We start from the raw sequence: 18,740 nt of genomic DNA, 5'->3' as shown, positions 1-18,740 counted from the left end.
GCCGCCCCAGCGATCGGGGTGCGGTGGTCAGGCGCCGCAGATTCCCTCGACGGCGACCTTCTGGAATGCCGTTGGGTAGGTGACGATCCCGTCCGGGTACTTGGCCGCGCCCTGATGGAACTCTGGGTTGGACAGCGCCGCCAGTAGGGCTGCGGAGGATTCCCACACCGCGATATTGGCGAACAGCCGGCTGCCGCCGAATCCGCGGTGCATCTGGGTGGAGACGAAGCCTGGTTGTGACTTCATGAAGGAAGCGTCCTCGGCCCAGATCTTCAAGAAGTCATCGGCCAGCTCGGCCGGGACGACGAAGGTGTTGATGACGGTGATCGGACCGGTGTTCTCCTGCAGCTGAACGGGGAGCGGGACCGTAGGGTCCACTGCCTGGAATTGGATCATTGCTTCATCCTCTCGTTCTGACTTCATTCTCAAATCTACTGTGCCCGTGCGTCATACGCTGGCGAGCACTTCCTGACGGGCTGTCACCGGCCGATACATGCAGACAAAGAACAGGACGAATCCAATCGTCAGGAGGATGTGTCCGCCGCCGGACAGATGGGCCAGGAACCCGCTCTCGGATTGGCCCTTCACGGTGCGAATTCCGATCAGGGTCATGCAGGTCACCGACCAGAGGACACCGGTGTTGTACGTCCAGAAGAACCAGCCGTACAGCCGCTGCGAGGACAGTGCGAACTGCTTGTCCAAGGCCAAGACGATGAGCAGGAACAGCGTGCCGAGCGACAGCAGGTGTGTGTGCGTGATCGCGAGTTCGGTCTTCCCGGTGAAATGGTGGGACTTGGTGAAATCGCGATAGAACAGCCCGGACAACAGTCCGAGCACGGTGTAGAGGGTCGCCGCGTAGTAGAGCTGTTTCATCGAATTCCTTGTCGGAGTGCGGGGTACCGGCCTTCCCGTGGGGCGCCCTGCCCGATCCTTGCGGCCGGTCGGCCATCATGACGACGACCACTCTAGAACAGATGATTGTTAAATGGAACAGTGTTCTAGTAAGCGGACCGACGGTCGTCTAGACTCGGGGTAGTACGAGCGCGTCGACCGCGATGGGCTCGATACGCTGACTGACCACAGATGTGGTTGTTGACAGGAGGAGTAGATGTCGGCGGAGCAATCCGGCGTGGTCCGCTTGCGCGATCGACGTGAGCAACTGACGCTGCGGGTCATCCTGACCACCGCACGCCGGCTCTTCGCCGAGAGCGGATACACGGGCACGTCGATCCGGTACATCGCCCGCGAGGCCGGGGTCGCACCGCAAACGATCTACTCGCACTTCGGCTCCAAGGCCGGAGTGCTGCGAGGACTGATCGACCTGCTCGAAGAAGAAGCGGGATTGATCGACCTGCGTGCCGAGTCCCAGCACCTCGACGATCCCCTGGAGTTGATCCAGGTATTGGCCAAGGGAAGTCGGCAGGTCCGCGAGCGGTGCGGCGACATCCTCACTCTGCTGCACTCCGGCGCCAGCATCGACGCCGACATCGCCAACGCCAGGGCAGAAGCCATGCGCCGCAACCGCATCGAAATCGACGCGGTCATCGTGCAGATTCGCGAAGCCGGTAGAGACCTCGACGCCACCGCCACGGACGTCGCGATCGCGCTGATGACGGACGACGTCTACCACAGCCTGGTCACCGACGCCGGCTGGACGCCCGCGGCGTACGAGCAATGGCTCACGAATACGCTCGCGCTCCAGCTGTCACAGCCGTAAGTCGGCGGCCTCCGCAGACGGTTGCCTTCGCCGAGAAGCCGGATGAGCGAATGGCTACGGTGAACAGGAACCGTCCACCTGGATCGAGAGCCGACCTGATGACCGAGTCTCCACTGATGCTGACCAAGGGCCAGAACGCCGAATTGGGTACTGCCGCGGTGGTGATCGCCGTGAGTGCCTCGGCCCCGGTGGACATTTCGGCACTGCTGGTCACTGCGGCGGGGAAGGTGCGCTCGGACGCCGACTTCGTGTTCTACAACCAGCCTGCCGCGCCCGGTGTCCACCTGTCGGCGGGAACACTGCGGGTGGATCTGAGCCGAGTACCGGCCGCGATCGCGCAGATCCGGGCGGTGGTCACCCTCGACGACCCGCACGCGTGCTTCGGGGCCTATTCGCCGCCGACGGCAACTCTTGCCGATGCGGGCGGAAAGCCGTTGTACAACTATCGGATCGACGGCCTCGGCAGGGAATCCGTGATCGTAGCGATCGAACTGTACCGTCGCGGTTCGGGCTGGAAGGTGCGAGCGGTCGGACAGGGTTATGCGGGCGGGTTCGCGGATCTGATCACCGATCACGGTGTCGTCGTTGATCAACCAACGATCGACTCCGCCGCAGCGGTGCCTGCGCCCGAGCCGTTCGAGTCGGTCCGGTCGATGCCGGGCGAGGCGAAGTTGTCGTTCGAGAAGCGCCAGGTTCTGGATCTGCGCAAACGCGAAGTGGCCAAGGTGTTGCTGACCAAGGGCGCACAAGGCGTGCGGGCCAGGGTGATCCTGGTGATCGACAAGACCGGGAGTATGGCCGGGCTCTACAAGCGCAAGGTCGTGCACCAGGTTGTGGAGCGGATGATCCCGGTCGCCATTCAGCTCGACGACAACGGCGCGCTCGAGCCGTTCCTCTACGGCCAGAAGTTCGCGAAGCTGCCCGACATCACCGTTGAGGACGCCGAGCGGTGGTGCGCGACGTTCCTGCACCTGAACGGCGTGCATGCGGGCATCGACTACCGGCACATCGGTGCGGTCAATGACGAGATCCCGATCATGCAGGCGATTCTCGGGTCGCTGCAGACCACCGGTGAGCCGACGCTGGTGCTGTTCTTCACCGACGGCGGGTTCAGCAAGCGCCGCGAGATCACACAACTCATGCGCGCCGCGTCGAGGGCGCCCGCCTTCTGGCAGTTCATCGGGCTGGGGCCCAACAACTTCGGGATACTGTCCAAACTCGACGATCTCGATGGCCGGGTGGTCGACAACGCAGGCTTCTTCGCCGTGCGCGACATCGATCAGCTCTCCGACGCCGAGCTGTACCGCCTGCTGCTCAGCGAGTTCCCCTCCTGGATCCAGGCCGCACGCCAGGCCGGCGTACTGCGCTGATCGAGTTGGTCGGTGGCCGTCTTTCGCTGATATCCGCAGGCTACGAGCCGAACCACCAGACGTCGTGTGTAGTCCAGAGTTGCCTGTGCCCAGACACACGCAAGTTGACGTTGTCGTGAAAACTCACCACCAAGCCCCCGTCGTCATCGACGGTGACATCGTGAACGGTCAGGTTGAGCACTTCGGCCAGGCGTAGCAGCCTGAGCTTTTCGTCGTCCTCCTCCACGGAGTCCAGGACAGCAGGGCCCGGTACCACCGTAAAGCTGCTGTCGATGTAGAGGCGGACTTCCTGCGGAGATGCTCCGTCACGATTATCGGCGAATGTCACGTACGGCCACGCTTGCCGAATGCCGATTTCAACGACGAAGCGTTCACGCAGGAGCGCCGGGGCATCATCGTGATTCATGAGAGGCAGGCGCCGGCGGATTGGTCGAGCCCTTCTGCATCACGTTGATCCTCGGATAGGACTGCAGCGCAATGACTTCGACACCCTCGTCGAGTGGATTGGCGCCTCCGGGGAGGGAAATTGAGTCGTGGGTCTGTCAGGTCTCCGGTGGGATCTCCGCAGTGAAGATCAATCAGTACTGCTATCGCAGCCCAAACCCTCTGCGAATTCTTCAACGGTGAGGCCTACCTCCAACCGCCGGAGTGGGAGTCATCGGCTCTGCTCTTCGTGCGGGTAGCGGGATCGGATCAGTTCGGTTGCTGCTCGCGCGGTTCGCTCGAAGGGTTCCAGGGTGCCTGCGGCGCGGCAGAGAATGTGGGCGCCTTCGAGCAGGCCGATGAGTGCGGTGGCGAGGTCCGCGGCTTCGGCGGGTTCGACACCGGTGGCGCCGAGCCGCTCGGCCAGTGCCGTTGTCCAGGAGGTGAATGCGGTATCGGCGATGGCGCGCAACGCGTCGCCGTCCGGTTCGACAGTGATGGCCGCGACGGCGCAGCCACCGCCTCCGGCGGACGCGGCGACCACTGGGCGTACCGCGTCGAGGAAGTTGTCGACGATCGCTGTCGGCGTGGTTCCCGGTAGTGCGGCCATGTGGGCTCGCACATCTTGGCCGTTGCGGGTGGCGGCCTCCGCGACCAATTCGCCTTTGCCGCCGGGAAAGTGGTGGTAGATCGCCCCGCGCGCAGCCCCGCTGGCATCGAGGATCTCGGTGAAGGACATCCCCGCGACGCCCCGACGCTGGAGTGCATCGATGGCGGCGTCGATCATCCGGGCCTTGGTGTCGCTCGGCATCGTGTTCTCCCTAGGTTGACTAGTACGGCCATCCTACTGCACACTCGGTCTCGCTAGTACGTACGTACTAGCGAGACCGAAAGTAGGAGAGAATCATGCCCATCACCGTTACCGCTCCTCGCGGCGTGCTCACTGACGCCGGCGAGCGCGAAATCCTCCCGCGGCTGACCACGGCGCTCATCGATATCAGCGGGGCCACCGGAAACGCGTTCTTCACCTCCATCGTCGGCGGCACCGTGCATGTTCTGGCACCCGAGCGCATCTACGCGGGTGGCGGCAACCGGCCGGTGGTGATGGTCGAGTTGAAGCTGCCGAACATCGGCCTGCCCGACCCCGCCAGCCGGGCCGCGTTCGTCACTGCCGCCACCGATATCGTCGACGCCCTCACAGTCGCGGGCCACGATCGCGCGAACACCTGGGTCAACGTCCTCAACGCGCTCGACGGCGGGTGGGGTATCGGTGGCGTGGCCTATACCGGTGACGCGCTCATCGCGGCTGTCGCTTCGGCGGCCGAGCCCGCGACCATGCGCTGACCCAGCACCGGATTCCCGGCTGGGTGCCGGAGTGTGAGTTCTCGAGCAAGTTGGCGGAGCGTGAGCGCCGGACCTGCGGTCCGCCACCGGCGATTAGGTGTCCGTCGGTATGGGCTTCGCCCCGACGGTGATGTCTGATTCTCGCCAGCCGCACGCGTGGGGAGTTCGTAGCGTCGGGTGCATGGAAGCGGAACTGATTGTCGTTGAACGGGTTACGGGTCTGCGGACGCCGGTGGTGTGGTTCATGGCCGTCGCGGCCGCGTTGGGGACTGCCAGTATCTATCCGCTGCAGCCGGCCATCGCGGCGGTGGCCGGGTCGTTCGGGGCATCGCTCGCCGAGGTCGGGGGAGCGTTGGCGTGCGGGCCGGTGGGGTACATGGTCGGGCTCGCGCTGCTGGTGCCGCTGGTGGATCGGGTGCCGCCACGGACGGTGATGGCGGCGCAGTTCTGGGCGTTGGGGGTCGCGCTGGCCGGGGCGGCGGCGGTGGGGTCACCGTGGCTGCTGGGCCTCGCCATCGGCGTGATCGGGGCCGGCTCCTCGGTCGGGGCCCAATTGAGTTCGGTGGCAGGGCGATTCGCGGAACCAGCGCGCCGCGCGACCGTGCTGGGCATGGTTACGGCGGGGATCTCGGCGGGAATTCTATTGGGGCGCATCGTGGGCGGATGGCTGGCCGATGCCATCGGGTGGCGCGGCATGCTGCTTCTGCTGGCGGCGGCCTGCGCGGTGGTGGCGGTCGCGGCGCGCGCGGTGCTGCCCGCCGAAACCGGGGACGCCGGCACCAGCTACCTGGGGCTGCTGCGCGGACTGCCGGGGCTGTACGCGCGGTTCCCGGTATTGCGGCTGGCTGCCGGGCGAGGTGCGTTGTGGTTCTTCGCCTTCTGTGCGGTGTGGGCCGGACTGGCGGTGGCCCTGTCGGAACCGCCGTTCTCGTATTCCGCCGAGCGCATCGGGCTTTCCGCCTGCGCCGGACTGCTCGGCATCGTGGCGACGCGGGTCGCTGGGGCCTGGACCGATCGGGCCGGGGCGCGCCGGGTGATCCTGGCCGGGCTCGGGCTCGCGGCCGCCGCGACCGTGATCCTTGCGACGAGCCTGTCGAATACCGTTGTCACACTGGTGTGCCTGGGCCTGTTCGATGCCGGGCTGTTCGCCGCGCAGGTCGCCAATCAGAGCGCCGTGCTCGCCATCGATCCGGCCGCGACAGCTCGCTTCAACAGCGCGTACATGCTGGTGTACTTCGTCGGCGGCAGTGCCGGCACCGCGTTCGGAGCGGCCGCCGTGAGCTGGTTCGGCTGGGCGGCAACGACTCTCATCGCCGCCGGCGCGATCGTGGTCGCGGCCGCGATCACCGTGTCGGAGCGTGCGGCCCGCGCCTGACGCCGGGCTCAGGTGGTGAAGGCATGGAACGCCCTTCGTAATCGCGCTTTCCGCGCGGCACCCTGAAGGCCCTGCTGCAGGCGACGAGCGCGCTCGATGCTCGCCCCTCGCCTCGTCAGCAACAGGAACCCGAACAGGACCCTGTAGATCTGCGACGGTCGGGCCGGGCGGGGTGGCCCCAGCGGTGGCGTCGCTGGCAGGACGGCGGTAACAACATCGCGGCGTGGATTTCGGACCGGGGTACGGTCCGATGTTCTCACCTGCACGAATTGGGTTACCGCGTGCGCAAGTGAATAGGACGAATGTCATTTAGCGTGTGCCGTATGCGATCGATGAGCATGGGATTCGGCGCTGCCGGGATGGCGGCTGCGGTGCTGGCGGGAATGGTGTCGAGCACGGTCGCGCAGGCCGCCCCGGCTTCCGAATGCGACGGCTGGCGGATGGATACCCTGGCGCAGGGGCTGAGCAACGCGGAAAATCTCGAAACCGACGGGAACGGCGGGTTCTTCGTCTCCGCGCTGGAGCACAAGCTGTACGACATCGACTCGGCCGGCAATGTCACTGTCGTACGAGACGATTTCACCAGCGGACCGGGCGGGTTGCAGCGCGATGGAAGCACGTTGTATGTCATGGGCGGCATGACCGATGGCACCGTCGGCGTGCACGCGCTGGACACCGCGACCGGCGCGGTGACCCACGTGACCGATCTCAGCGGCAACGGCCTGCTCCGGTTGCCGAACGGGGACATACTGACCACCTGGATAGGCACCGAGAACAGTCCGCCGACCGGCGTCAGCGCCTACCACCACGACACCGGTGTGGTCCAACCGAATTGGGGCCCGCTTCCCCGCTCCGAGGGACTGGCGCTGAGCCCCGACGGCACCACGGTCTACACCGACGACCTGTTCACCGGTCAGATCTACCGCATCCCGCTCGACGATCCCGGACACTGGACCATCGTGGGCCGGCTCGGCGGAATCGCCCCCGGCGACGACGACCTCACCATGACCCAGACCGGAATCCTGTACGTAGCAGCGCATATCGGCGGTTCGATCGACCGGCTGGATCCGGCGACCGGCGCCACCTGTTCGATCGCGACCGGCATCTCCTGGGGCTGGACCGGCCCGTCCTCGGTCCGCATAGGCCCGGACGGTGACGGCTGGGCCCTGTATGTCACCGCCTTCGATGGCACGTTCCGTCGCATCCGGCCCCCGGCTGGTGTCGATCTCACTCCGGTCCAGACCGACTGACGGCGGCCAGAAGGGTTCGCTGTAAGGCTTCCAGTAGTATTCGCCGAAAATCCAACGAAGTTCTCGTAGTGCCTGGTCAGCTGCGGTGCGGCGAAGTTATGAGGTTGGCTTGTCGAGGTGCCGGTAGGTAGTGGGTCGCGTGACGCCGAACTCGGCGGCGATCTGGCCGACGGTGTAGCGGCGCTTGCCGTGTTCGTCGAGTTCGGCGTACATCTGCCGCGGTCCGAACTTGGGCTTCTGGCCACCGGTGCGTCCGCGGGCGCGGGCTGCGGCCAGCCCGTCGCGGGTGCGTTCGGACATCAGAGCGTGCTCGAATTCGGCTATCGCGCCGAGGATTTGGAAGAACATGCGGCCCACAGCGGTGGAGGTATCGATCCCCTGATCGAAGACCACCAAGTCCACGCCGCGTTCCTGCAGCGTCTTGGACAGTTCGATCAGATGCTCGAGAGAGCGGCCGAGCCGGTCCAGTTTGGTCACCACCAGTTGGTCTTTGGTCGGTGAGCCATGATCAAAACCTGTGGATGACCGGGGAGGGAGTACCTTCCCGGATGATCTAGAAATCAACGGTTTTGATCAGCCTGGCGCGCCAACGCCGGGTGGGAAGGTACGTCCCGATGCTCAAGGTAGTCCAAGGTGGCGAGGAGCCCAACGGCGGTGCGGCCGGGTTTCGGTCGCTGCTCGATGAGATCGTGCGTGATGGTGCGCGGCAGATGCTGGCGGCGGCGTTGCAGGCCGAGGTTGCGGCGTATGTCGAGCAGTTCGCCGGCCAGGTCGACGAGAACGGCCACCGGTTGGTGGTGCGTAACGGTTACCACGAGCCGCGGACCGTGGTGACCAGGGCGGGCGCGGTCGAGGTGAGGGCGCCGCGGGTGAACGACAAGCGGACGGACATCGAAACCGGTGAGCGCAAGCGGTTCTCCTCGGCGATCCTGCCGGCGTGGGCACGGAAGTCGCCGCAGATGAGCGAGGTGTTGCCGCTGCTGTACCTGCACGGATTGTCCTCGGGTGACTTCGCGCCCGCGCTCGAGCAGTTCCTGAGCACCGGCGCGGGCCTGTCGGCCTCCTCGATCACCCGGTTGACCGCGCAGTGGCAGGACGAGGCCCGCGCTTTCGGGCAGCGGGATCTGTCGAGTGTGGACTACGTGTACCTGTGGGTCGACGGCATCCACCTGAAGATACGCCTGGAGCAGGAGAAACTCTGCCTACTGGTGATGATCGGGGTGCGCGCCGACGGCCGCAAGGAGCTCGTCGCGTTGACCGACGGGTTCCGAGGGTCGAGTGAGTCGTGGGCGGATCTGCTGCGCGATGCCCGCCGCCGTGGCATGCGTGCCCCGGTCCTGGCCGTCGGCGACGGCGCGCTGGGGTTCTGGAAGGCGCTGCGCGAGGTGATCCCCGCCACGAAGGAGCAGCGTTGCTGGTGGCACAAACAGGGCAATGTTCTTGCGGCGCTGCCGAAGTCGGCGCATCCGGGCGCGCTCGCGGCGATGAAGGAGATCTTCAACGCCGAGGACGCCGACATGGCCCGCACGGCGATCAAGGCGTTCGAGCAGGACTACGGCGCGAAGTTCCCCAAAGCCGTGGCGAAGGTCGTCGACGACGCCGATGTGCTGCTGGAGTTCTACAACTACCCGGCCGACCATTGGGTACACCTGCGCACGACGAATCCGATCGAATCCACGTTCGCGACAGTGCGATTGAGGAGCAAGGTCACCAAGGGGCCGGGCTCGCGGGCCGCCGGCATCACGATGGTGTTCAAGCTGATCGAGTCCGCTCAGGCCCGCTGGCGCGCAGCCAACGCCCCACACCTGGTCGCCCTTGTCCGCGCCGGAGCCACCTTCGAGAGAGGCAAACTCAAAGAACGACCGGCCGACTCGTCCGAGCAGGAGGCCGCCTGAAACTCACCCATTCACAGGATTTGACAAGTCTCCAGCAGGCATATCACGCAATTCGTGTCTGCGCCGCTTTCTCGACCGCGGCTGAGAACTGCTCGGGTCGAGGTACAGATCCATTCGGTCATGATTCGAGCCGCGCTGCCTTCGTGACGAGATAGCGCCGCTCGGGTTCGCTAAGTGTCCTGTGTGCTGCCGAACGGTATTGCTCGGCGGCCAGTTCCAGATCGCCTGCGAGTTCCGCGAGATGCGCTTCGACTGCGGCGAAACGATGATGCTCGGCAAGGATCCGGTCGGTCCGCAGTTGCTCGAGCAACGTGAGCCCGGTGGGCACGCCACGTGCCATCGCCAGGGCGACAACACGATTCAGCGTCACCATCGGATTGTCCGACATCTGGTCGAGCAAGGTGTAGAGCGCGAGAATCTGCTCCCAGTCGGTCGCGTCCGGTGTCGGCGCCTCGTCGTGGACTGCCGCGATCGCTGCCTGAATCTGGTAGGGACCGGGCTTGTTTCGTGACATCGCGGCAGTTACCAGCGCAGCTCCTTCGGCGATCTGCGCGCGGTCCCACAACGTCCGGTCCTGCTCGGCCATCGGAATCAGCATGTCACCTGGCCCGGTCCGCGCGGCACGGCGGGCGTCGGTCAGCAGCATCAGCGCGAGCAGGCCGGCAACTTCGCCGTCGCCGGGCAGGCTGCGGTGCAGCATCCGGGCGAGTCTGACGGCCTCGGTCGACAATTCGACCCGCGCAAGCACCGGCCCCGAGGTGCTCGTGTAGCCCTCGTTGAAGATCAGGTACAGCACCTGCAGCACGGCGTCGAGGCGTTCAGCGTGCTCGGCCGGCATCGCGAACGACACGCCGGACTGCTTGATCGTCTTCTTGGCGCGGCTGATCCGCTGCCCCATCGTCGCTTCGGGCGCGAACAGCGCGCGGGCGATCTCTCCCGTCGTGAGGCCGCCGACCGCGCGCAGGGTGAGCGCGATCTGACCGGTGCGCGGCAACGCGGGATGGCAGCACATGAACAGCAGTATCAACGAATCATCCTGTGCCGAAACGGGTCCGGACGGTGCAACCGGCACTTCCTCCCGCTCACGGCGGGCCTGCTCGCTGCGCAGCAGGTCGATCAATTTCCGCGAGGCCACCCGGATCAGCCAGGTGCGTGGTTCGTCCGGCAACGGGGGCCACTGTGTCGTCGCCGCAAGCAATGCCTCCTGTACCGCGTCCTCGGCAAGGTCGAAGTGCCCGTACCGCCGGACGAGCGCACCGAGGACCTGCGGCGCCAGGTCGCGCAGCAGGTCCTCGATCTCGCGAGCGATCACAGATCGGCCGGCGGTCCGTCGGGTAGCGGCCGGACCTCGACCGTGTCGCCGGTGTTGTCGGCGACACGTGCGGCGATTGCCATCGCGCGGTCGTGGGAGTCGACGTCGACGACCGAGAAGCTCGCAAGAACCTCCTTCACCTCGGCGTACGGCCCGTCGCTGGCGACCGGACCCGAAGCCGACTTCCGCACGGTCCAGGTCAACGACGGATCGGCGAGCCCCATCGTCGTGACCAACTCGCCGGACTCGGTCAGCTCGGCACCGAGCTCCTCGTAGAACTTGCACATCGCGGCGAACTCGGGACTCGAGTAGTCGACCGACGCCCAGTCCGCCGTGTTGGTGTAGGCCAGCAGGATGTACTTCACGGCTCCATCCTCCCGCTATCCACCGACGCGCGTCATCGTCGCCTCGTAACCGCCACCGGGCCACACCCACGCGCCGGACAGCATGTTGCCGTCGGCGCTGAACGTGGTCCGGCAGTACGCCGGCGAGCCCTTACGGCCACCCCAGATCGTCAGCACGTCGCCGTCGAGTTCGTACTCGTAGTCGAGCGTTTCGCCGTCGCTCGAGTAGAAGCGTGACGTGACCGCCTCACTCGCCTCACCGCCGAACGGCCGTTCGTGGCCGATGACTTCGAGTCCGGAGACGTGGTGCCCATCGTGGTCCATGTCCACGCGCTGGGACAAGAAGGCGCGGCCGTCGAGCCACGCGTACGTCGTGGTGCCGTCGGCGCCGCCGGACACCCGCCAGGTGCCGACGAGACAGTCTAGGTCGGAGATCGAGGTACTCATGACGAGAGTTCCTTTCGGTTGATGGTTCCTTCGCCGGTACCACGGAGCCAGCGGACGGTCTTCGACATTCGGTCGTCGAACCGTGCGCGGCGGCGCCGCGCACGGTTCGACAACAGCAAGCTCGAACGCCCCGACCAGACAACCGAGGAAACGCCCAAAAGGTGATCTTGATCCACAGGTCTTGACAATTGCTCGGTCGGTTGGCGACGACCAGTAGCGCCTTGCTGAGCTCGGTCGACCACACCTCTATCTATTTGGCGCAGGCGGCCGTAGTTCTGAGCCTGGCCCTTGTGCTTCTGGGTCGGGTGCGGCGGAACAAGTAGCCGCTGGCTGTACGTGGCGCTGGCCGTTGACCCCGGTCAACGCCATCTGGAAGCGGTGAAATTACCGCCACTTGCCGGCATCCGAGCGGTGGTCATTTCGGGCCACTTCGGTGGCTGGCTGCACCACCATGAAACACGTGCAGCAGCTTCAAGATCTAGGGATCAATCTCCTTGCCGCGATCATCGCGTTCGGGGTGGGACTCTCGACCAGCCAGATCCGCGATCGATGGCGGACACGGAGCACCCGGAGATTCTGGAAACCATACGCAAATAGTGAGATTCGGGTGATCACGGCAGTACATCGGCCCGGGGATCCTCAGGTGATCGACCGAAGCGAGTGGGTGGGCCTCGGGGATGTGGTGGCTCTGATCACGCTTCAAGAGGCCGCGGGTGCGCTGGGCACTGCGAAAGTTGTTGTGCGGCCACCACACAGGCTGAACGACGATGATTGGCGTAGTGATCTGATCCTGATTGGCGGTCCCAGCACGAACTCGGTGACCGAGGACGCGCTGACACGCCTCCCGATCACCGTGGGCTACGGCAGTATGGATCAACCTCCGACTCGGAGTTCGACCCTTCGCGACAAACAGACTGGCACGGTATGGGCGGTGGTGCGCACTGCTGACGGGGCGCGGATCCGCACCGATCACGGAGTCGTGATCCGCGCCGTCAGTCCGTTCAACCGGCGGAGAACCGTCCTGATCCTTGCCGGCGGCACGGCGCTGGGCACCGCGGGCGCGGCGATGTTGTGTCAGCAGCGGGAGTTCCTCGATCACCCGGTAGTGCGCTCCGGTGACCCTTTCGAGGCCGTGTGCTCGGTAGATGTCGCTGGCGGCGCCCCCCGAGAGGTCGAAACGATCCTGATCCGACCATTGGAAGCGAGTTGACCTACGTCGGTAGCCCGACGGCCCGGACTTAAGAGCCGATGGCGGCGACTGCCTCGGCCGCATCGCCACCAGTTCACGGCGGCCGGCCGCCGCGGACGCTGGCAAGCCCTCGACCCACACAGCACCGTTATGCGCGCCGGACCCTGGAACGCCGTCGACGAGGCCGTAACCGGGCTGCTGACCCACCACCTCGACCATGAGCCCTCCCCTCGCGACCGAAACAGCTGTAGGCGCACCCGGCGGAACCGCATCATTTTGCAGTGTGAGTACGGCCTGGACCCGCACGCCGAGGTGGAGTCGGAGGCTGAGCAAGATCGGTCAAGCGGGTTTCGGGGCCGCGTTGGCAGACTTGTCACGTGGCTAAGACCGGACGAGATCGACTACGCGAACTGCTCGACGCGGTGTTGGACGAGAACAACACCACGCTCGGTGCGATGGCGGCTGATGCCTTCGTTTCGCCGTTCCATTTCACCCGGCAGTTCTCGCGCGGTATCGGCGAGCCGCCGGTGGCGCTGAAGCGGCGGGTGCTGCTGGAGCGGGCGGCATGGGAGCTGTCGACGGGTAAGTCGGTGACCGACGTCGCGTTCGCGGCCGGGTACGACTCGGTGGAGGGTTTCAGCCGCGCGTTCAGCGCAGCCTTCGGGCATCCGCCGAGCCTGACTCCCGCGGACGAACGCCGACGGTGGTTGCCCGCGAGCAATGGCATCCACTTTCACCCGCCGATGTCGCTGTGGGTGACGAGTGCGCCGAAAGAACAGGCCGTGCTGGATCCCACGACCCTGCTGATCCATCACGATATCGACGACACCCGCGAACTCCTCAGTACAGCGACGCAACTCGACGAATCGCAGTACCGGCGGGTGCGATTTCCGGGCCTGCTGGTGGAGTCGTTCCGAGGGCCCGAGGAATCCATCGCCACCGTGCTCGCCCATCTCATCGAGTCGAAAGAGGTGTGGCTGGCCGCGATCGACGGCGAGGACATCCCGACGGCCGCCGACGACGCTCTCCCGGAATTGGTGAAACGCCATGAGCGCGTAGCGGTTCGTTGGCTGGATACCATCCGCGATCTCACCCGGCGTGGCGGATGGGACGACACCCTGATCGATGCGCTGTGCGAGCCGCCGCAGAGCTTCGTCATCGGCAGCGTGATCGCCCACATCCTCAGCTACTCCACCCACCGCAGGTATCTCGTACGGCATTGGCTGCGAACCGAGTTATCCATCGCCGGAACCGAAATCGGAGACGGCGATCCCATCGAATGGCTACACCAGAGAGGATTGACGTGACCTTCAAGACCGTCTACCACACCGCTACCAGCCTGGACGGCTTCCTGGCGACCCCCGACCACAACCTGGATTGGCTGCTGTCTCGGCAGGTCGACTGGGACGGCCCGCTGGGACTGAACCGGTTCGCGGCCGGTGCGGGCGCGATCGCCATGGGCGCTAGCACCTATCAATGGATCAATGAGAATTCCACCGAGCCCTGGCCTTACAACATGCCGACCTGGGTGTTCACCCATCGCGAGTTCCCGGCCTTCGACGACGGCCGCGATGTCCGATTGACCTCGAAGCCGGTGGAGGTCGTACACAAGGAGATGGCCGCGGCCGCCGACGGCAAAGACCTCTGGCTGATGGGCGGCGGCGAGCTGGTCGGCCAATTCGCCGATCAGGGCCTGCTGGACGAAATCATCGTCTCCATCGCCCCCGTCACGCTGGGCGCGGGCGCACCCCTGCTTCCCCGCCGTCTCGAACTGAAGACCACCGAAGTCGCTCATAACGGCGAATTCGCCTGCGTGCGTTACTCGGTCGTGCGCTGACGCCCCCATCCCATTCATTCCGACAGCGGTTCCGGGTGCGGCGTTCCCGATCGGGTCTGGCAATACCGGGTCCAGCGGAACCGGGTCGGCCGGTGACGGATCACCGCAGCTCGCTCGGCGAGCCCGGTCGGCCCAACGGGCGTAGAACGGTTGGGCCTGGTGCGTATCGATCGCTTCGCTGCACTCGTCAATCAGGCGATCCGTCGGTGAAGTTTGTGGAGTACCCCCTGGCATGCTGTCGGGGTGATGGCAGGTCAGGAGGCGTCAGTGTCCGGTGAGGTTGATTTGGTGAAGGTGGTTTTCGAGCTGCCGCAAGACGGGGACGGGTGGCCTCCCGCCAGGACCGAGAGCATGTGGGCGAACCGACGCAACGGTGACTGCGTTGAGCTGAACAACATTCCGTTCTTCGTTCGCGGGTTCGCATCCGGGGATATTGTCCGGGTCGCCGCCGACGAGGAGGGTGTGTTGTGGGTCAAGGAGGCCGTGGAGTGCTCCGACAACTGCGTGATCCGCATCGCTCCGATCGATGGCGGCGGCGAGTCTGCGGCGAGACAAGTGGTGTTGGATGCGTTCGCGCCGTTGGGGGTTGAAGGAGAGGGTCTCGCCCGGTTCAACCTGGTCGCCCTGCATGTGCCGGCCAGTGCTGACATTCAGGCGGTGAAGCAGTTGGTGATTGAAGGCGCGGAGGATGGTCGGTGGCACTACGAGGAAGGCTGTGTCACCGACGAATGGCGCGCAGCGGGCTGAGGAATTCATTCACCGAATCGATCACGACGCCCTTACAGGAGCTGCGAGAACCTCGTTGGATTTTCGGCGATCACTACCGGAACCCCCTGTAGTGCTGCTGCTCAACGACGAGAGCAGCGGAGTGATCCGGTCGGAAGCCGAGTTGGCCGCGGCTCGAGCTCGTCTCGGGGACCGCTTCGATACCCAATATCGGGAGCTGATGTCGATCGGCAGCGGCATCGAGGGCTTGGGTTCGTGGTTCCTGTATCCCGCGTCGGAACTCGGTGTATCGAAGCGGTGGCAGGAGAGACTGAGGCCTTCCTGGTGGGCGAGTATTTCGATCCGGCGGACGAGCCGAGGACCGGGATTCGGGTGCGGGGCGTTGCCGGCGGGGGGATGTCGGGACCTGCTGACAGAGTGTGCGGCGAAATGTAACCGGCTAGTTCGAGGGAGATCTGTGCAGCGTGGGAAGACGGGTTCTGGTGACCGGCTCGCGGTCGTGGGGGGATCGGCGCATCATTCGGGATGCGTTGGCAGAGGTGTGGGATCTGGATGCCGTTCTCGTGTCGGGGGCTTGTCCGACCGGTGCTGACGCGCTGTGTGAGGCCTGCTGGACTCATTGGGGTGGGCAGGTTGAACGGATTCCGGCGGATTGGAAGCGGTTCGGTCGCCGCGCGGGCTTCCAGCGGAATGCAGAGATGGTGAAGTTGGGTGCCGACATATGTCTGGCCTTCATTCACGACGGTTCAGCCGGTGCCAGCCATACCGCCGACTTGGCCCAACGAGCCGGCATCCCGACGCGCATCTTCCGGTCCGGGATCATGCCTGAGTGCTGACGGGGTCGGCGGGTAGCGAGCGTCTGACCTACGGTCCGCCGGGACGTTGCCGGTGCGCTATCACCTGATGTGGAGGCGGGTGCTGACGGCGGATCTGTCGGTGGTGCTGTCGCATCGAACAGTGGTGAGCGCGACAAGCGAGAACCTCCGGAAGCCACACCAAGGGAACCCGGCGCTCGACACCAGCAGCCGTCACGTACGTCGCATTGAACTGCCCGACGTTGGATGAGAACTCGCCACGCTTTCGCCAGATTGGTTGAGAATCCGCCACTTTAGGTGAGACCCGACATCCAGATTGGTACGGGCGTACATGCGTGCCCAGTTTTTGTGGGGATTCGTCATCGTTTCGTAGCGTTTGCGTCAACCAAACGGAAACGGAATAGATCCAAGGATTTTCAGGTGTTTGCGGATGCCTGACCTCCGATAAGGTTCACTTATCGGAGGTCAGCGCGAGTTGGTTTGGTTTGGGGCGGTTTGGGTTTCGTTTCGTGTTGTTGCGTTGGGAATGACGAAACCAACGCTACGATTTGCGGTGTGGCGAGCATTTGCAACTATCCGGGGTGTACGAAACCGATCACCAAGGGCGGAGGGCCGGGGCGGCCGTCGGAATACTGTGAGCATCCCGAGCACACGCGGTGGAGGGCTTGGCGGGAGCGGCAGCGGCAGCAGGTGGCTGAGGGGGAAGGGTCGGTCGCCAATGTCACTGTGACGCAACAGGGGCCGGTGACTGTGGCTCGGTTGCGGGCAGATGAGCTGCTCGGACAGTTTCGGGCGATCGCCGAACAGCTGGGGACGACGTTGAATACGGCGGTGGCGGAGTTGTCGACGCTGGCCGATCCGGCGGTGGCGGAGGCGCAGGTCCAGGCGGTGCAGGCGGATGCCGCTCGGCGGATCGCCGAAGCGGAGATGGCCACGGTGGCGGCGGAGCAGGCGCGGCGGGAGAGTGAAGAAGCCCGGGCGGCAGCGGAATCCGCGGCCGAGGACGCGGCGCTCGCGGCGGAGGAAGCCGAGGGGCGGATCGCGGAGGCGATGGCCGCGCGCGATGACGCGTTGGGGGAGGTCGCACGGGTGACCAAGCAGGCGGCCGACGATGTGTTCGCGGCGCGCGCCGAGGCGGAGGCCGAGATCCGGACCGTCCGAAGGGAAGCCGGCGAGGACATCGAACGGGCTCGACAGCAGGCCGGCGAGGATATCGAGTTGGCGCGGACGAAGGCGGCGGCCGAGATCGAGCAGGTGCGGCGGGATTCGGCGCAGCGGATCACCGCGGCGAGTGCCGAACGTGATCTTGCCGTGCAGCGCGCCGCTGACGCCGAACGCACCATCGAACGCGCGGAAGCCGCAGTAGCGGAACGCAGTCAGGTGGTCACCGAAACCTGGGCGGTGCTCGAGCAGACGCGTGCCGACCTCGACCGCACCCGGACCGAACTCTCCGAAGTGCGCCGCCAGGCCGCCGCCGATATCGGCACGGTCCGCGCGGAGGGCAAAGCCGCACTGGATCAGGCGCAGCAGGAATCGGCGGCCCGCATCGCGGCGCTCGACGATGCCCGCGCGCAAACTCTGGCCCGCGCGGCCCGCGCCGAACAACAGCTCGATGCTCTCCTCGCCGCCCGAAGCGAGCAGCCCGAGCCTGCCAAATAGGCGCCCCGTGCCCCCCTTGGTGGCGAGATTGACGGCAGCCGTCCATCCCGCCACCAAGGGAGCGGCGGATTCAGTTCTCGCTTCCACGTCGCCTCGCCCTTACACCACGGAGCCCTGTTTCGGGGGGCAGAGAAATTGAGGGCACTGCGCCGATAGCCATCTGTCGATTCGCCTCCTAGTGTCGGCACGGGGGTCTTCGCCCCCGAGAGGTGTTGTCGCGCAGCGGATGTGTCGGGGCAGGGGCTGCGGTGAATTCGGGAGGAATAATGTCCGCGATCGCGGATCGGTGTGGCCGGGTGCGCCTAGGGAAGCGTACGAGTGCGGCGGTGTTGATGGTGGCGGCCGCGGTCGCGCTGACGACGGGATGTTCCTCTGGCGACTCGAAGACCTCGGCGGCGACCACAGCCAAGCCGTCGACCAGTGTGAGTGTCACCAAGCCGATGCCGACGAGTTCCGGTGCGCCGGTGGGGAGTCCGGGTGGTGGGCAGCCCGCGGGCGGCAACCAAGGTGGCGGCAGCCCCGGCGGCGGTAATCCCGGGGCGAACTCGCCGCAGCAGCCGCAGGACGCCGCGCCCGGTGACGCGCCGCCGCCCGCGGCCGATCCGGTGCAGGGTGGCGTCGACCATTACGTCAAATGCACCGACAAGATCAACTATGTGGGCGATCCGCGCAGCAACGCCGAAATCAATCTGCTCGGCGAGCAACATGGTGGCGACTGCCCGGTTCCGATTACCGCCACCGCAACCGCCACGACAACCCCGCCCGCGACCGCGACCACCGATCCGGCGACCACCGCCACCTCTACCACGGTGGCTCCGACCACCACGGCAGCGGCGACCACGGCTCCGCAAACCACCACTGTCGCAGCGACTCCCGCAGCCGACCCGGCCACCACTCCGGCCGCGGCGACCGTCCAGAAATAGCACGAGACTGCCCCCGTGTGACACCTGGTGCCGTTTGCGAATATGGCGCAAGATTTCCTGGTGGATAGCGGTATCGTCGGTGAGGAAAGAGGGGTGTGACACTTGAACATCAAC

21 protein-coding genes are annotated in these 18,740 nt (G+C 65.6%); 13 read left to right on the top strand and 8 right to left on the bottom strand.

From position 1 onward, the window contains the following. Positions 1-27 precede the first annotated feature (27 nt). Positions 28-396: an antibiotic biosynthesis monooxygenase family protein gene (locus ACYVKL_RS29460; RefSeq protein WP_379166395.1), complete on the bottom strand. Its 369-nt coding sequence runs from the start codon at positions 394-396 to the stop codon at positions 28-30. 51 nt (positions 397-447) lie between these two features. Beyond that, complete coding sequence (locus tag ACYVKL_RS29455) at positions 448-873, bottom strand: DUF2871 domain-containing protein (RefSeq protein ID WP_379166393.1); 426 nt, start codon at positions 871-873, stop codon at positions 448-450. Between the two features lie 235 nt (positions 874-1,108). Between ACYVKL_RS29455 and ACYVKL_RS29450 the strand changes: the two genes are divergently transcribed. Together ACYVKL_RS29450 and ACYVKL_RS29445 are read left to right on the top strand one after the other, a co-directional pair. Next, the gene (locus tag ACYVKL_RS29450) at positions 1,109-1,717 is read left to right on the top strand and encodes a TetR/AcrR family transcriptional regulator (protein WP_379166392.1); all 609 of its coding nucleotides are present in this window, start codon (positions 1,109-1,111) and stop codon (positions 1,715-1,717) included. A 98-nt stretch (positions 1,718-1,815) separates the two neighbouring features. After that, positions 1,816-3,087 (top strand): vWA domain-containing protein, encoded by a 1,272-nt coding sequence (locus tag ACYVKL_RS29445; RefSeq protein ID WP_379166391.1) that lies wholly within the window; start codon positions 1,816-1,818, stop codon positions 3,085-3,087. Between the two features lie 40 nt (positions 3,088-3,127). On the opposite strand, the gene ACYVKL_RS29440 is transcribed toward ACYVKL_RS29445, so the two are convergent. Continuing rightward, positions 3,128-3,493 (bottom strand): hypothetical protein, encoded by a 366-nt coding sequence (locus tag ACYVKL_RS29440; RefSeq protein WP_379166389.1) that lies wholly within the window; start codon positions 3,491-3,493, stop codon positions 3,128-3,130. A gap of 249 nt (positions 3,494-3,742) precedes the next feature. Continuing rightward, positions 3,743-4,321, bottom strand: a complete 579-nt coding sequence (locus tag ACYVKL_RS29435; protein ID WP_379166388.1) for a TetR/AcrR family transcriptional regulator — start codon at positions 4,319-4,321, stop codon at positions 3,743-3,745. Between the two features lie 95 nt (positions 4,322-4,416). Between ACYVKL_RS29435 and ACYVKL_RS29430 the strand changes: the two genes are divergently transcribed. From ACYVKL_RS29430 to ACYVKL_RS29420, 3 genes are all read left to right on the top strand, one after another. Next, the gene (locus ACYVKL_RS29430) at positions 4,417-4,854 is read left to right on the top strand and encodes a hypothetical protein (RefSeq protein WP_379166387.1); all 438 of its coding nucleotides are present in this window, start codon (positions 4,417-4,419) and stop codon (positions 4,852-4,854) included. Between the two features lie 181 nt (positions 4,855-5,035). Further along, positions 5,036-6,229, top strand: coding sequence for an MFS transporter (locus ACYVKL_RS29425; protein WP_379166386.1), 1,194 nt, complete (start codon positions 5,036-5,038; stop codon positions 6,227-6,229). A 323-nt stretch (positions 6,230-6,552) separates the two neighbouring features. Then, a complete protein-coding gene (locus ACYVKL_RS29420) occupies positions 6,553-7,479 on the top strand; it encodes an SMP-30/gluconolactonase/LRE family protein (RefSeq protein WP_379166385.1) in 927 nt (308 codons plus the stop codon). 96 nt (positions 7,480-7,575) lie between these two features. Here the strand turns inward: ACYVKL_RS29420 and ACYVKL_RS29415 are convergent, their stop codons facing one another. After that, positions 7,576-7,959 carry a recombinase family protein gene (locus tag ACYVKL_RS29415; protein WP_379166384.1) on the bottom strand — a complete coding sequence of 128 codons (384 nt, stop codon included), beginning with the start codon at positions 7,957-7,959 and terminating at the stop codon, positions 7,576-7,578. A gap of 134 nt (positions 7,960-8,093) precedes the next feature. Here ACYVKL_RS29415 and ACYVKL_RS29410 point away from each other — a divergent pair, with 134 nt between their 5' ends. Beyond that, positions 8,094-9,374: an IS256 family transposase gene (locus ACYVKL_RS29410; protein ID WP_379166383.1), complete on the top strand. Its 1,281-nt coding sequence runs from the start codon at positions 8,094-8,096 to the stop codon at positions 9,372-9,374. 118 nt (positions 9,375-9,492) lie between these two features. Here ACYVKL_RS29410 and ACYVKL_RS29405 read toward each other — a convergent pair whose 3' ends face one another. Genes ACYVKL_RS29405 through ACYVKL_RS29395 form a run of 3 tightly spaced genes read right to left on the bottom strand, consistent with a single transcriptional unit; the run spans position 9,493 to position 11,477 of the window. Further along, positions 9,493-10,686 (bottom strand): RNA polymerase sigma factor, encoded by a 1,194-nt coding sequence (locus ACYVKL_RS29405; protein WP_213555476.1) that lies wholly within the window; start codon positions 10,684-10,686, stop codon positions 9,493-9,495. Then, entirely contained in the window at positions 10,683-11,051 is a 369-nt protein-coding gene (locus tag ACYVKL_RS29400; RefSeq protein WP_354958083.1) for a YciI family protein, read from the bottom strand. Before ACYVKL_RS29400 ends, ACYVKL_RS29405 begins: the two co-directional genes overlap by 4 nt. A 15-nt stretch (positions 11,052-11,066) precedes the next feature. Next, a complete protein-coding gene (locus ACYVKL_RS29395; protein ID WP_122192048.1) occupies positions 11,067-11,477 on the bottom strand; it encodes a hypothetical protein in 411 nt (136 codons plus the stop codon). A 643-nt stretch (positions 11,478-12,120) separates the two neighbouring features. On the opposite strand from ACYVKL_RS29395, the gene ACYVKL_RS29390 reads away from it, so the two are divergent. From ACYVKL_RS29390 to ACYVKL_RS29360, 7 genes are all read left to right on the top strand, one after another. Then, positions 12,121-12,687: a hypothetical protein gene (locus tag ACYVKL_RS29390; RefSeq protein ID WP_379166381.1), complete on the top strand. Its 567-nt coding sequence runs from the start codon at positions 12,121-12,123 to the stop codon at positions 12,685-12,687. Between the two features lie 356 nt (positions 12,688-13,043). After that, the gene (locus tag ACYVKL_RS29385) at positions 13,044-13,973 is read left to right on the top strand and encodes a helix-turn-helix domain-containing protein (RefSeq protein ID WP_379166380.1); all 930 of its coding nucleotides are present in this window, start codon (positions 13,044-13,046) and stop codon (positions 13,971-13,973) included. Further along, the gene (locus ACYVKL_RS29380; protein WP_379166379.1) at positions 13,970-14,503 is read left to right on the top strand and encodes a dihydrofolate reductase family protein; all 534 of its coding nucleotides are present in this window, start codon (positions 13,970-13,972) and stop codon (positions 14,501-14,503) included. Before ACYVKL_RS29385 ends, ACYVKL_RS29380 begins: the two co-directional genes overlap by 4 nt. A gap of 267 nt (positions 14,504-14,770) precedes the next feature. Beyond that, positions 14,771-15,250, top strand: coding sequence for a DUF4265 domain-containing protein (locus ACYVKL_RS29375; RefSeq protein WP_379166378.1), 480 nt, complete (start codon positions 14,771-14,773; stop codon positions 15,248-15,250). A 443-nt stretch (positions 15,251-15,693) separates the two neighbouring features. Then, a complete protein-coding gene (locus ACYVKL_RS29370; protein WP_379166377.1) occupies positions 15,694-16,065 on the top strand; it encodes an SLOG family protein in 372 nt (123 codons plus the stop codon). Between the two features lie 729 nt (positions 16,066-16,794). Beyond that, on the top strand, positions 16,795-17,703 hold the full coding sequence (locus tag ACYVKL_RS29365; RefSeq protein WP_379166714.1) for a coiled-coil domain-containing protein: 909 nt from the start codon (positions 16,795-16,797) through the stop codon (positions 17,701-17,703). A 266-nt stretch (positions 17,704-17,969) separates the two neighbouring features. Then, positions 17,970-18,626, top strand: coding sequence for a hypothetical protein (locus ACYVKL_RS29360; RefSeq protein WP_379166375.1), 657 nt, complete (start codon positions 17,970-17,972; stop codon positions 18,624-18,626). The last annotated feature ends 114 nt before the right edge of the window (positions 18,627-18,740 follow it).

The organism is Nocardia tengchongensis (assembly GCF_054781395.1).
The sequence above is the reverse complement of the archived record's forward strand: the minus strand, read 5'-3'. Positions and strand labels throughout refer to the sequence as shown.